We start from the raw sequence: 13,379 nt of genomic DNA, 5'->3' as shown, positions 1-13,379 counted from the left end.
ATTTTTCCCAACACCGCTATCTGCTTATCCCTGCGACTGTTGAAACCCCGGCCCGGGCGTGTTAGGCTGTCGGCATGTCCGCCGCCATGGAGGCCCGCGCGTTGTCCGTCCTGGACAGCCTGGACCAGGCCGTGCTGCTGCTCGACGCCAACCTCGGGGTGCTCCTGGCCAACCGGGCCGCGACGCGCATGCTGGGGATTCTCGCCCAGGCCGGCTCGGCGCCAAGAGCCGATGAACTTCTCTCGCCGGAGCTGGTGGAATGCGCGCGCGAAGTGCTGCGCACCGGGCGGGCGCGGCTGGGGGTCGCCGGCCATGCGAGGGGGGACGCTTCGCAGCCGAATCCCGTGCGCGCCGGCATCTCGCCCCTGGAGCCGGGGGAGGGTGGCGCTCGCGGCATCGTGGTCCGGCTTGCCGTGGCAGCATCCCTCGACCACCAGGAACGGCGCCGCCGGATGCAGGAGCGGCTCGAGGCCCTGGGAGAGCTGACCGCCGGCGTGGCCCACGTGGTCCGCAACCCGCTCACCGGGATTTCCTCGGGGGTGGAGTTCCTGGGCCGGCAGATGGCCCGGGATCCGGTGCAGCAGGAAAACGTGGCCGCCATCCTGCGCGAAGTGCGCCGCCTGGACGGTCTGCTCGAGGACCTGCTGCGGATCACCCACCCGGCCGCGCTCGAGCTGCGGCCCAAGGGCGTGGAGGATCTGCTGCGCGAGGCGGCCCGCGATCTTTCGGCGCGCGTGCCCGGCGCGCGCGTGCGACTGGCCTGCGAGGCGCGGGTCGGCCGGCCGCGGCTGGACGCCGAGCAGGTCCGGCGCGCCGTGGTGGAGCTGGCGGTCAACGCCGCGCAGGCCTCCCCCGAGGGGGCGGAGGTCACCCTCGCGGCCGCGCTGGCGTCCGCCGACGCGACGCTGGTGGAGCTGGGAGACCCGCTGCTGCGCATTGACGTTTCGGACCGTGGGCCCGGCCTGCCCTCCGCGGTGCGCCGGGCGCCGTTCGAGCCTTTCCGATCCACACGCTCCGGGGCGCGCGGCCTCGGCCTGTACACCGCGCACGAGATCGCGGCGCGCCACGGAGGCGAGCTGCGCCTGGCCGACGAAGAGGGGGGCGGCACCCGCGCCATCCTGTTCCTGCCCTGGGAGATCCGGGATGACGACTGAAGCCCCGCCTGAGACCACCACCCGCGGCGACATCTGGATCGTGGACGACGAGGAGAGCATCCGGCGGTTTGTGGCCCAGGGCCTGCAGGCCGAGGGCTTCGCGGTCCGGACCGCGGCCACCGGCGCCGAGGGCCTCACACTCCTGGAGGGCGACGCGCCGGATGTGCTGCTGCTCGACCTGCGGCTGCCCGACATGACCGGCCTGGAGGTCCTGGAGAAGGCCCGCTCCCTGCACCCCGATCTCGCGGTGATCCTGCTCACGGCCTATGGCGACGTGGACTCCGCCGTGCTGGCCATGAAGCTGGGCGCCTTCCACTTCGCCAACAAGCCGATTCACCACGACCAGCTGAGCCTGCTCATCGGCCAGGCGCTCGACTCGCGGCGGCTGCACCGCGAGCTCAAGGCGCTGCGCCGGGCGCACGCGGACCGGTTCCCGCTGGACTTCGTGCAGGGCACCGCGCCATCCATCCAGAAGGTGTACGAGGTGGCGGAGCGGGTGGCCGCCAGCGACACCACCAGCGTGCTCATCGAGGGCGAGAGCGGCACCGGCAAGGAGCTCATCGCGCAGCTCGTCCACCACATGAGCGGGCGGCGCGACAAGCCGTTCCTCGAGATCAACTGCGCCGCCATCCCGCGGGAGCTGCTGGAAAGCGAGCTGTTCGGCTACGAGAAGGGCGCCTTCACCGACGCCCGGGCCCAGAAGCTGGGGCTGCTGGAGCTGGCCGACGGCGGCACCCTGTTCCTCGACGAAGTGGGCGAGATGAGCGTGCCCATGCAGGTGAAGCTGCTGAAGGTGCTGGAGCGCATGACCTTCAAGCGGGTGGGCGGCACGCGCGACGTGTCGGTGAACGTGCGCATCCTCTCGGCCACCAACCAGGACCTGGAACAGAACATCCGCAACGGGCTGTTCCGCGAGGACCTGTACTTCCGGCTCAAGGTGGTGCCGATCCACATGCCCGCGCTGCGCGAGCGCCGCGAGGATATCGTGCCCCTGGCGCTGTACTTCCTGGAGCAGTTCAACCGCTCGTTCCGCAAGGGCTTCCAGGACATTTCCCCGGCGGCGCGCGCGAAGCTGGAGGGGTACGCCTGGCCCGGCAACATCCGCGAGCTCAAGAACCTCATGGAGCGCACCGTGCTGCTGGAAAGCGGCGGGCGCATCGAGGAGGAGCACCTGCTGCACCTGGGCGCCGGCGGCGCGCGCGCCCCGGGCGACGCCTCGGTGCTGGGCCGCATCGGGGAGGCGCTCTCCGGCCACGGGTGGCCCGAGGACGGGGTACCCATGGAGCGCTGGGTGGAGGAGCTGGAGAAGTCCCTGATCCTCAAGGCCTCCGAGGCCGCGCACTGGAACCAGAGCCGCACCGCCGAGCTGCTGCAGCTCAACCGCGACAAGCTGCGCTACCGGATGAAGACGTATGGGCTGCGTGCGCCGGAACGCTGAGCCTCCCGCGGTCGCCATGCGCCGGCCCGCATCCGGGGCGCCGCGGGCCGGATTCGCCGCACGCGGGGCCGCATCCGCCGCGCTCCGCGCCGCCGCGGTGCTGCTGGCCCCGGCGGTGCTGCTGGGCTCGGGCTGCGCCTACACCGCGGGCACCGGGATCCCGTCGCACATCACCGCGGTGGCCATCCCCACGTTTGGGAACAAGACCGTGCAGTACACCCTGGCCCAGGAGCTCACCGACGCCGTGATCGACCGCTTCGTGCGGGACAACCACCTGCGGGTGGTGCCCCAGAAGCAGGCGCAGGCGGTGATCCAGGGCACGGTGATCGAGTACCGCAACGAGGTGTTCGGGTTCACCGCGGGCGAGCAGGCCCAGGAATACCGTGTGGGCGTGCGGGTGGAGGTGCGTTTCAAGGACATGGTGAAGAACAAGGACATCTGGAGCGACACCATCGTCAAGCTGCAGAACTACTCCACCGTGCCGGTGGGGGGCAGGCCGGCGGCCACCGAGACCGACGGCCGGCGGGAGCTGGTGGGCAAGGTGGCCGACGAGATCCTGTCGCGGACGGTGTCGAGGTGGTGACGCCGAGGCGCCCCGGCTCCCGGGGGGCCGCGCAGGGCCCCGGGCCCGGCAGGGGCGCCGTCCCCGGCGGCGGGCCGCGCGCCCTCACGCGCAGGGAGATCGAGACCGGCTCCGGTCCCGTGCCGCGCGTGAGCCTGCTGTGCGGCGGCGACGCGGTGCTGGCGGCGGAGCTGGCCGAGGCCCTGGCCGCGCGCGTGGTCACTCCCGGCATGGAGAGCTTCAATCGCGAGACCCTCCACGCCGCCGAGGTGAAGCTGCGCGACCTGGTGACGCGGGCCATGGAGCTCCCGGTGCTGTCCGCGGAGCGGTGCATGGTGGTGAAGGGCGCCGAGGCGCTGCTCAAGCAGGGCGCGGAAGCGCTGGCCCACCTGTGGCCCCCGCCGGATTCCGGCACGGCGCTGATCCTGCTGGCCGCGCAGGAGGATGCCGCCCCCGGGGCGGGCCGCAAGGGCGCGGCGCGCTGGACGGACGTCCTGCCCGCGCACGCCGCGCGGCTCGACGTGGGGGCGCCCACCGCCGATGACGCGATCCGCTGGGGCCGGCGTGCCGCGGCCGGGGCCGGTTCCACGGTGGACGACGAGGTCTTCCGCGCCGCGCACAAGCGCTGCCGCGGCGACGGTGCCCGGTTGCGCACCGCCCTGGAGCAGGCGGTGCTCGGGGCGTTGTGCGGGCAGGCGCCGGACCCCGCCGGCGCAGCGCGGCGGCCGACGATCGAGGAGGCCGAGGCGGCGCTGGAGGCCGCCCTGGCCTCCGGCGACTGGCGCGCGGTGTGGCCGGCGGCGGAGCGGTTCCGCGCCCTGGGCGGGCGGATGGATTCCAGCGGGGCGGCCCTGGTGCGCCGCGTCGCGGAGCGGGCCGGGGCCGGGGGGCCCGCCGCCGTGGACGCGCTGCGCGCCCTGTCCGCGCTGCAGCTGCGCTGGCGCCGCGAGATCGGATCGGCGCGCAAAGTCCTGGAGTGGAACGGTGTGGAAATGGCCATGACCCGGCTGCGCCGGGAGGAGGGGTGATGAGCACGCGGGTTGCGCTGGTCGGGACTGGGGACTGGGGCTCGAACTGGCTGCGCCTGCTGGCGCGGCTCAAGGACGTGGACCTGGCGTGGGTGTGCGACCGGGACGCCGCGCGGCTGGACAAGGCCGCGGGGATCGCCCCGAAGGCCCGGGCCACACCCGACATTGCCGACGTGCTGAAGGACGAAAGCGTAAAGGCGTGCTTCATCGCCAGTTCCGCGCCGACACACGCCGCGCTCGCGCAGCAGGCGCTGGAGGCGGGCAAGGACGTGCTGGTGGAGAAGCCCATGACGCTCTCCCTGGCCGACGCGCGCCGCCTGGAGGAGACCGCCGCGAAGGGCGGCCGGATCCTCATGACCGGCCACCTGCTGCTCTACCACCCGGCGGTGGAGATGCTGCGCGGGCTGGTGGAGAGAGGCGAGCTGGGCGAGGTCTACTACCTGTATGCCCAGCGCATCAACCTGGGCAAGGCGCGACGCGATGAGAACGCCCTGTGGAGCTTCGCGCCCCACGACATCGCCATCGCCCTGTACCTGTTCGGGGAATCGCCGGTGGACGTGGCGGCCCGGGGCGCGTGCTACCTGCAGCCGGACATCGAGGACGTGGTGTTCCTCACGCTGCGCTTCCCCGGCGGGCGCATGGCGCACGTGCATGTGAGCTGGCTGGACCCGCACAAGACCCGCAAGGTGACGCTGGTGGGCTCGAAGAAGATGGCGGTGTTCGACGACATGGAGCCGTCCGAGAAGGTGCGGATCCACGACAAGAGCATCCAGGCCGCCGGCCACGTGCCTTTCGAGCAGGCGCTGGCGGTGCGCTCCGGCGACATCGTGATCCCGCGCGTCCCCGGCGGAGAGCCGCTGGAGAAGGAGTGCCGCCACTTCCTGGAGTGCGTGGAGAAGCGCACCCCGCCGCGCAGCGACGGCGCCCATGGCCGGCTGTCGGTGCAGATCCTGGAGGCCGCGCAGGCCTCGCTGAAAGCCAACGGCGCCCCGGTGGCGCTGTAGACGTGCCCGGCAGGCGATCCTGCCTGCCACGGGCAGGACCGAACAGCAGGCAGGCCGACCCGCCCGCACTGCGATATCCGGAGGCTCAATGTCCGCAACGAAGTCCATCCACCCGGGGGCCCGGGTCGGCGAAGGCACCACGCTGGGCGAGTTCGTGGTGGTGGAGGAGGGCGTGGTGATCGGGCGCGACTGCGAGATCGGCCATCACGTGGTGATCCGCAGGGACACCGTGGTGGGCGACCACGTGCGCATCGACGACCACACCGTGCTCGGGAAGTGGCCGCTGCGCGCGCCCAACAGCATCCTGCCGGAGACCAAGGTGCTGGCCCCCACGAAGATCGGCGACGGCTCGCTGCTGGGCGCGGCCACCTGCGTGTACCGGGGCGCCACGCTGGGCAGCAAGGTGATGGTGGCCGACCAGGCCACCGTGCGCGAGCGCGTCACGGTGGGGGACTTCACCATCGTGGGCCGCGGCGTGGTGGTGGAGAACGACTGCACCGTGGGCCGCTACGTCAAGCTGGAGACGGAGAGCTACATCACCGCCTACAGCGTGGTGGAGGACCGGGTGTTCGTCGCGCCCCAGGTGTGCACCACCAACGACATGTTCATGGGGCGCACCGAGGAGCGCAAGAAGCACTTCAAGGGCGTGACCATCCGCAGGGGCGGACGGGTGGGCGGCGGGGCGGTGATCCTGCCGGGGCTCGAGATCGGGCCCGACGGCCAGGTGGCGGCCGGCTCGGTGGTGACGAAGAACGTCCCCGCCGCGCAGGTGGTGATGGGTTCCCCGGCGCGCGTGAAGCGCCCGGTGGGCGAGGAACAGTTGCTGAAGAACCAGGGCTGGCCGGAGTAGGCCGGTCCGTGAAAGGAAGCAGTCCATGGGAGTCCCGCTGCTGGATCTGAAGGCGCAGTACGCCACCATCAAGGAGGAGGTGCTGGAGGCCGTCCACCAGGTGATGGACAGGGCCGCGTTCATCCTCGGCCCGGAGGTCAGGGCCCTGGAGGCCGAGGTGGCCGCCTACTCGCAGTGCAAGCACGGCGTCGCGTGCGCCTCGGGCACCGACGCGCTGCTGCTGGCGCTCAAGGCCCTGGACATCGGCCCCGGCGACGAGGTGATCGTGCCCACGTTCACCTTCTTCGCCACCGCAGGCGCGGTGCACAACGTGGGCGCCACGCCGGTGTTCGTGGACATCCTGCCCGACACCTACAACATCGACCCGGCCGGGGTGGAGCGTGCCATCACCGCCCGCACCCGCGCGGTGATCGTGGTGCACCTGTACGGGCAGTGCGCGGAGATGGACCGCATCCTGGCCATCTGCGACGCGAAGAAGATCCCGGTGATCGAGGACGCCGCGCAGAGCATCGGCTCCGAGTACCGGGGGCGCCGCGCCGGCAGCATGGGCGCGCTGGGTTGCTTCAGCTTCTTCCCCAGCAAGAACCTCGGCGCCATGGGCGACGGCGGCATGGTCACGGTGCGCGAGGACGAGGCGCTGGCCGAGAAGGTGCGCCTGCTCCGCGGGCACGGCGCGAAGCCGAAGTACTTCCACAGGATGGTGGGCACCAACAGCCGCCTCGACGAGATGCAGGCGGCCATCCTGCGCGTGAAGCTGCGTCACCTGGACGCCTGGACCGCGGGCCGGCAGAAGAACGCCCACCGCTACGACCAGCTGTTCCGGGACAGCGGCGTGACCACGCCCACGGCGCTGCCGCACATGCGCCACATCTACAACCAGTACGTGATCGCCCTCAAGGAGCGCGACGCCCTGCAGGCCGCGCTGAAGGAGCAGGGGATCGGACACGAGGTCTACTACCCGCTGTGCCTGCACCAGCAGGAGTGCTTCGCGCACCTGCCCAGCAAGTCGTGGTCCCTGCCGGTCTCGGAGAAGGCCGCGCGCGAAGTGCTGGCGCTGCCGGTGTACCCGGAACTGCCGCCGGCGGCGCAGGACCAGGTGGTGGCCGCGGTGAAGGAGTTCGTGAGTTCCAAGAGCGGCGCGCGAGGGTAGGCCCCATGAGCCAGGACGCGACCCAGGAGACCATGGCGGAGGACTATCCCTTCGCCGAGATCGAGGCCCGCTGGCGGGCGGAGTGGGCGAGGGACTCCATCTTCCGCAACGACCTGAAGGCCTCGGGCCGGCCGAAGTACTACGTGCTGAACATGTTCCCGTACCCCTCCGGGGACCTGCACGTGGGCCACGGCCGCAACTACATCCTGGGCGACGTCATCGCCCGGCACCTGGTGATGACCGGCCACCAGGTGCTGGCGCCCATGGGCTGGGACGCGTTCGGGCTGCCCGCCGAAAACGCCGCCATCGAGCGCCGGATCCACCCCAAGGAGTGGACCTTCTCCAACATCCACAAGATGCGCCGCCAGTTCGAAGCCTGGGGCATCGGGCTGGACTGGGAGCGCGAGGTGGCCTCGTGCCACCCCGGCTACTACCGCTGGACGCAGTGGCTGTTCCTGAAGCTGTACGAGAAGGGCCTGGCCTACCGGGGCAAGGCCCCGGTGAACTGGTGCCCCTCGTGCGCCACGGTGCTGGCCAACGAGCAGGTGCTGGCCGACGGCGCGTGCGAGCGCTGCGGCACGCAGGTGGAACTGAAGGAGCTGGAGCAGTGGTTCTTCCGCATCACCGCCTACGCCGACCGGCTGCTGGAGGACCTCCAGCTCCTCGAGGGCTGGCCCGAGAAGGTCCGGGTGATGCAGGAGAACTGGATCGGGCGCAGCCGCGGCGTGGAGATCGACTTCCCGGTGCAGGGCACGCCCCACAGCCTGCGGGTGTTCACCACCCGCCCGGACACGCTGTTCGGGGCCACCTTCGCGGTGCTCTCGCCGGGACATCCCATGCTGGCCGGGCTGGTGAAGGGACTGCCGGGCGAGGCTGCCATCCACGCCTTCGCGGCCGAGGCGCGCCGCGCCCAGGGCGAGAGCCGCTTCCAGGAGATCACCGACAAGCAGGGCATGGACACCGGCCTCAAGGTGGTCAACCCCGCCAATGGCGAGGCCATCCCGCTGTACGTGGGCAACTACGTGCTGATGGGCTACGGCACCGGCGCGATCATGGCCGTGCCGGCCCACGACCAGCGCGACTACGAATTTGCGGTCAAGTACGGCATCCCGATCCGCACCGTGATCCAGCCGCCCCCCGACGCTCCCCGGGACTGCGCGTGGGAGGGGGAGGGGCCGATGGTGAATTCAGGGCCCTACGACGGCCTGCCGTGGCAGGAGGGCTTCGAGAAGATCGCCGACAGGCTGGAAGCCGAAGGGAAGGGGAGACGCACCACCCAGTACCGCCTGCGCGACTGGCTGATCTCGCGCCAGCGTTACTGGGGCGCGCCCATCCCGATGCTGTACTGCCCGAAGTGCGGCATCGTGCCGGTACCCGAGAAGGACCTGCCGGTGGTGCTGCCCGAGGACGTGGAGTTCCTCTCCCGGGGCGAGAGCCCGCTGGCGCGCCACCCGAAGTTCCCGCACGCCACGTGCCCGAAGTGCTCCGGCCCGGCCCGCCGCGAGACGGACACCATGGACACCTTCGTGGACTCCAGTTGGTACTTCCTGCGCTTCCTCACGCCGCGGGCCGAGGACAAGGCGTTCGACACCGCGCTGGCCAACCGCTGGCTCCCGGTGGACCAGTACATCGGCGGGGTGGAGCACGCCATCCTGCACCTGCTGTACGCGCGCTTCGTCACCAAGGTGCTCCACGACCTGGGACTGGTGGGCTTTCGCGAGCCGTTCGGCCACCTGTTCACGCAGGGGATGATCACCCGGCACGGCGTGAAGATGAGCAAGAGCAAGAAGAACACGGTCGCCCCCGACGCGCTGATCGCAAAGTTCGGCGCGGACACCTGCCGGCTGTACACGCTGTTCATCGGGCCCCCGGAGCGCGACGCCGAGTGGAGCGACGACGGCGTCATGGGCGCCTACCGCTTCCTGGGCCGGGTGTGGCGCTGGATGCGCGACGCGCTTCCGGGCATGGCCGCGGCCGACGCCGACCTCGACCCCGCGTCGCTGTCCCCGGCGGACCGCGAGCTGCACGGCACCATCCACCGGGCGGTGCAGCGGATGGGCGAGAATATCTCGCGCTTCCACCTCAACACCTGCGTGAGCACGCTGATGGAGGCGCTGAACGCGGCCCAGGCGTGGAACGCCCTGCCGGCGGGGGAGCGGCCGGCGGCCGCCGCCCTGTCCCGCCACTTCGCGGAGCGGTTCACCCTGCTGCTCGCCCCGCTCGCCCCGCACGTGGCCGAGGAGCTGTGGCGGAAACTCGGGCACCGCGGAAGCGTATTCCTGTCAGGCTGGCCCAAGGCCGACCCGCGGGCCCTCCAGCGCCAGGTCTTCGAGCTGGTGGTCCAGGTCAACGGCAAGGTGCGGGCGCGCATCGAGACCCCGAGCGGCGCCCCGGAGGAGGAGGTCAAGCAGGCTGCCCTGGCGCATCCCGGAGTGCAGCCCTGGGTGACGGGCAAGGCCCTCCGGAAGGTGGTCTACGTGAAGGACAAGCTCGTCAGCATCGTGGCCTCCTAAGTTATGTAGTTACAATATCTTGAGTGGCACCGTCAAGGTGCCTTCGACTTCCGGGCGAGCCCCGCGGCGCCGTACAACCCGGCGTGCGCGCGGGGCGTCCTAACGTTGGTGACGCAGAACGGGCGGGCCCACTTGGCGGATCACTACGCGGAAGACCCAACCGAGCGCGAACTGGCCGAGGGCCTGCGCCGGGGGGACGCGTCGGCGTTCGAGGCCATCTACCGCCTCCACCACCGGCGCGTCTACCAGGTGGCCGCGCGCGTGCTCGGCAACCCGACCACCGCCGAGGACATCGCCCAGGAAGTGTTCATTCGCGCCTTCGAGCGCGGGTCGCAGTTCCGGGGAGAGTCGAAGCTCTCGACCTGGTTTTACCGGCTCACGGTGAATGCGTGCCTGAGCCACATGCGGCGCAAGTCCGGGGTGAGCCTCGACGAGAACCCGCTGCTGGCGGAGACGATCGAGCGGGCCATTCCCGCAGCCTCGCCGCTGAAGGCGGCGCTGGACGAGGCCATCAAGAGCCTTCCGCCGGGTTACCGGGCCAGCGTGGTGCTTCACGACATCGAGGGCCTGGAGCACGAGGAGATCGCCAGGGTGCTGGGCGTGTCGGTGGGGACATCGAAGTCCCAGCTCCACAAGGCCCGTGCGAAGCTGAGGGATTTGCTGGCGCCGGCCCTGTCGGCGGAGCGCCGGTTCCGCGAGGAAGCGCGTCAATCATGAAACCCCTCCATCCATTTGAAGACTGGCAGCTGTCCGCCCATGCGGCGGGCGACCTGGAGCCCCGCGAGGCGGCGGAAGTCGCGTCGCACCTCGCGGGTTGCGCCGAGTGCCGCACCCGGCAGGCCGAGATGGCGCGGGTGGGGGAGGAACTCCATTCCCTCCCCGGCCTGCAGCCGTCCCGCGACCTGTGGCCGGCCATTTCGGCCCGCCTGGCGGGGCCGGCGGTGGCGGGCGCGCGCGTGACTCCCGCCCTCGCCCGTGCGACCGCGCCGGCACCCATGGCCCCGTGCCGCCAGCAGCTGGAGGCGTGGCGCCTCTCCTCGTACCTCGACGGCGATCTGGACGCTTCACACCGCGCCGCGGTCGAAGCCCACCTGGCCGGCTGCGCGGCCTGCCGCGAGCGGGCCGCGGACCTTCAGGGCATGGTCGCCGCGCTGCGCGAGCTGCCCGCGCCCGAGCCTTCACCGTTCCTGTGGGCCCGGGTCCAGGCAGGTCTGCGCGAGGGCCGGCCGCGCCGCAGCGGCCTGGCCGCCTTCGAGTGGCAGCGCTGGATCCCCGCCGGGGCCGCGGCGGCGGCCGCATTCGCATTCGTCCTGTGGTCGGGCCAGGCCCGCTGGTGGGATTCGCCGGGCGAAATCGCGGGCACCGCTTCGCACTCCGCGAGCGGGACGTTCCCCGGCGGGCGCGACGGCACAGCGCCCTCCGGGTCCGCGTTCGAACCGGCCTCCACGTCCGCCGGCATCATGGACGCCGCGCCGGCCGGTCCCTCGGCCCGCGTGGAGTTGCCCGCTTCGGAGCGCTACACCCGGGCCGCCCAGGCGTGGATCGAGGGCCTGACGCGCTCGGCCCGCCCGCGGCGCGCCGTCACGGCCACCAACGCCAGCACCGTCCCGGGCGCCGCGATGGATGACGCCTCGCTGGGCCCGGACCCCGACCCCGAGATCACCGAGGCCATTCGCGCCCACCTCGAGCAGCTGGACGCCAACATCCGCGATACCCAGACCAGCCTGGCGCTCAACCCGGGCAACGAGCGCGTGCGCGCCGCGGCCTGGGCCGCCTACATGGCCAAGGTCGAGTACCTGCGCTCCATCCTCACGCGGCAGGCGGGGGGGAGCGCCGCGAAGCCCTCCACCGCCCTGCCCGCCTCGTCCGTCCCGGAGGCCGCATGAGACACCGCCTCGCGGCGCTGGCCTTGGGCGCGCTGCTGATTTCGGGCGCGCTGCCGACCCTGCCGGCCCCGGCCGCCGCGGCTCCGCCGCCGCCCGCCCCGGCACCGGCCGCCGCGGCCCCGCAGGCCCGGACCCCGCGTGCGAAGGTCGCGCCCGCCGCGCCCGTGACCTATGCCGGGCTGGCCCATGACTTCGCCCGCCTGCGGGCCGAGGCGCGAGCCCTCGCCGATGAGTTCCGCGCCCTGCAGGCTGCCGCCTCCTCGCTCTCCCCGGCCGAACGCAGGCGCCGCACCGCCGACCTGGACGTCCGCAGCCGCTCGCTCGCCGCCCGCATGGAGCAGCTGGATGCCCGCGTGGCCGCGCTGCCCGAGGGTGCGCCGATGATCCCCAACCTGGCCGGGCTCAACGCCGACTCGCTGGCCCTCGCGCTGGCACGCGAGTTCGAGCCGGTCCTGCGCGCCTTCGGGCGCCTCGCGAACCCCTTCGCCCGTAATGCCGGCAGCGGTCCCGAGATCCCCTGGGTGGACTGGAAGGCCCACCTGAGGGTCACCCCGCTGCCCACCGTGGCGACGCGGAACTTCACCCGCACCGCGGCGCCCGCGGCCGGAATCGAGCGCGTGAGCCTGGCGCACCGCTTCGGCGACGTGCGCGTGGTGCAGAGCGCCGACGAGAGCCTGCGGGTGGCGGTGAGCATCTCGGTGCAGGGAAACATGACGGAGGCCGACGCCCGGGCCCTGGCCGACCAGGTGCGGCTCGACCTGGCCATGGACACCGCGTGCGCCGCGCTGGCCAGCATCCCGGAGCTGCGCGGCGAATCCGACCGCGCCATCCGGGTGGACCTCACCCTCTCGGTGCCCCGCGCGCTCGGCGCCTGCGTGCGCAACGCCTACGGGGACCTGATCGTCTCCGACGTGGCCGGTCGCGTGGACGGCAGCGTGTCCTTCGGCGACCTGCTGGCCCACGACCTCGGCTCACCCGCCCGCCTGGAGGTCCGCAACGGCGACCTGAAGGCGGAGCGGGCGCGCGCCACGCTGGACGCGGTGGATCAGTTCGGCGTGCTGCTGATCCGCGAGGTGACCGGGGCGCTCATGGTGGACGGGCAGAACTCCGAGATGCACATCGAGGATGCCCGCGGCGGGGCACAGCTGACCGCCCGGAACGGATCGCTGCGCCTGCGCAGCGCGGTGGGCCCCATCGGGCTCAGCGCCCAGAACGCCACCGTGGGGGTGGAGAGCGTGCGCGGGAACATCACCCTGAACACCCAGATGGCGCGCACGGAGATTTCCCAGGTGGCGGGCACGCTGAACGCCCAGTGCTTCGACGGCTCCCTGGCCACATCGTTCGTGGGCCAGCCGCAGGATCTGCAGACCCGCTACTGCACCGTGCGGGTGGAGAATCCGGGGGGGGACGTGAAGCTGAGCGGGGAATCCGCGCCCATGCTGCTCCGGATTCCCGAGGGCGGCGCGGGGCGGCGCTACGACGCCGTGAACCGTTTCGGCACGCTCACCCTGGAGGTGCCGCGCGCCGGCTCGGCCGCCATCCAGGCGGCCACCAACTTCGGCACCATCTACTCGGACCTCCCGATGCGCCGCGCCGACACGGGCGACTGGCAGCGGGGCGAGGCGACGATCGGCGGGGGCGAGGCCCAGGTGACCCTGCAGGCCGTCAACTCGAGCATTCGGATCACCACCGCAGGCCGCTGAAAGCCCGGAGGTTCCAGGATGGAACGGTTCCCGTCCCCACGCACTCGGTCCCGGAGCGCGACCCCGCGCGCCCTGTTGACGGCGGCCTGCG

At 72.1% G+C, this 13,379-nt stretch carries 11 protein-coding genes; all 11 read left to right on the top strand.

Going from position 1 to position 13,379, the window contains the following annotated elements; translation table 11 throughout:
• Positions 1–101 precede the first annotated feature (101 nt).
• The 11 genes from HZB25_05305 to HZB25_05255 all read left to right on the top strand — a co-directional run bounded on the left by HZB25_05305 (position 102) and on the right by HZB25_05255 (position 13,288).
• Complete coding sequence (locus HZB25_05305; GenBank protein MBI5836643.1) at positions 102–1,154, top strand: PAS domain-containing protein; 1,053 nt, start codon at positions 102–104, stop codon at positions 1,152–1,154.
• Positions 1,144–2,592, top strand: coding sequence for a sigma-54-dependent Fis family transcriptional regulator (locus HZB25_05300; protein MBI5836642.1), 1,449 nt, complete (start codon positions 1,144–1,146; stop codon positions 2,590–2,592). Before HZB25_05305 ends, HZB25_05300 begins: the two co-directional genes overlap by 11 nt.
• Positions 2,576–3,175: an LptE family protein gene (locus HZB25_05295; protein ID MBI5836641.1), complete on the top strand. Its 600-nt coding sequence runs from the start codon at positions 2,576–2,578 to the stop codon at positions 3,173–3,175. Before HZB25_05300 ends, HZB25_05295 begins: the two co-directional genes overlap by 17 nt.
• Entirely contained in the window at positions 3,172–4,182 is a 1,011-nt protein-coding gene (locus HZB25_05290) for a hypothetical protein (GenBank protein MBI5836640.1), read from the top strand. The genes HZB25_05295 and HZB25_05290 overlap by 4 nt, the downstream gene beginning before the upstream one ends.
• On the top strand, positions 4,182–5,186 hold the full coding sequence (locus HZB25_05285; GenBank protein MBI5836639.1) for a Gfo/Idh/MocA family oxidoreductase: 1,005 nt from the start codon (positions 4,182–4,184) through the stop codon (positions 5,184–5,186). The genes HZB25_05290 and HZB25_05285 overlap by 1 nt, the downstream gene beginning before the upstream one ends.
• A gap of 88 nt (positions 5,187–5,274) precedes the next feature.
• Positions 5,275–6,036, top strand: coding sequence for an N-acetyltransferase (locus HZB25_05280; GenBank protein ID MBI5836638.1), 762 nt, complete (start codon positions 5,275–5,277; stop codon positions 6,034–6,036).
• A gap of 25 nt (positions 6,037–6,061) precedes the next feature.
• The gene (locus HZB25_05275; protein ID MBI5836637.1) at positions 6,062–7,186 is read left to right on the top strand and encodes a DegT/DnrJ/EryC1/StrS family aminotransferase; all 1,125 of its coding nucleotides are present in this window, start codon (positions 6,062–6,064) and stop codon (positions 7,184–7,186) included.
• Positions 7,187–7,218: 32 nt separating this feature from the next.
• Complete coding sequence (locus tag HZB25_05270; protein MBI5836636.1) at positions 7,219–9,699, top strand: leucine--tRNA ligase; 2,481 nt, start codon at positions 7,219–7,221, stop codon at positions 9,697–9,699.
• Positions 9,700–9,870: 171 nt separating this feature from the next.
• Positions 9,871–10,416: an RNA polymerase sigma factor gene (locus tag HZB25_05265; protein MBI5836635.1), complete on the top strand. Its 546-nt coding sequence runs from the start codon at positions 9,871–9,873 to the stop codon at positions 10,414–10,416.
• The gene (locus HZB25_05260) at positions 10,413–11,585 is read left to right on the top strand and encodes a zf-HC2 domain-containing protein (GenBank protein MBI5836634.1); all 1,173 of its coding nucleotides are present in this window, start codon (positions 10,413–10,415) and stop codon (positions 11,583–11,585) included. The genes HZB25_05265 and HZB25_05260 overlap by 4 nt, the downstream gene beginning before the upstream one ends.
• Positions 11,582–13,288: a hypothetical protein gene (locus tag HZB25_05255; protein MBI5836633.1), complete on the top strand. Its 1,707-nt coding sequence runs from the start codon at positions 11,582–11,584 to the stop codon at positions 13,286–13,288. The genes HZB25_05260 and HZB25_05255 overlap by 4 nt, the downstream gene beginning before the upstream one ends.
• The last annotated feature ends 91 nt before the right edge of the window (positions 13,289–13,379 follow it).

It is taken from the genome of Candidatus Eisenbacteria bacterium (assembly GCA_016235265.1).
Taxonomy (GTDB): domain Bacteria; phylum Eisenbacteria; class RBG-16-71-46; order RBG-16-71-46; family JACRLI01; genus JACRLI01.
Note: the sequence above shows the minus strand (reverse complement) of the source record. Positions and strands in the feature narration are given on the sequence as shown.

Coding starts and splice junctions, on each gene's coding strand:
- HZB25_05285 (MBI5836639.1), top strand. CDS start 4,182: ATGAGCACGCGGGTTGCGCTGGTCGGGACTGGGGACTGGGGCTCGAAC.
- HZB25_05270 (MBI5836636.1), top strand. CDS start 7,219: ATGGCGGAGGACTATCCCTTCGCCGAGATCGAGGCCCGCTGGCGGGCG.
- HZB25_05275 (MBI5836637.1), top strand. CDS start 6,062: ATGGGAGTCCCGCTGCTGGATCTGAAGGCGCAGTACGCCACCATCAAG.
- HZB25_05255 (MBI5836633.1), top strand. CDS start 11,582: ATGAGACACCGCCTCGCGGCGCTGGCCTTGGGCGCGCTGCTGATTTCG.
- HZB25_05260 (MBI5836634.1), top strand. CDS start 10,413: ATGAAACCCCTCCATCCATTTGAAGACTGGCAGCTGTCCGCCCATGCG.
- HZB25_05280 (MBI5836638.1), top strand. CDS start 5,275: ATGTCCGCAACGAAGTCCATCCACCCGGGGGCCCGGGTCGGCGAAGGC.
- HZB25_05300 (MBI5836642.1), top strand. CDS start 1,144: ATGACGACTGAAGCCCCGCCTGAGACCACCACCCGCGGCGACATCTGG.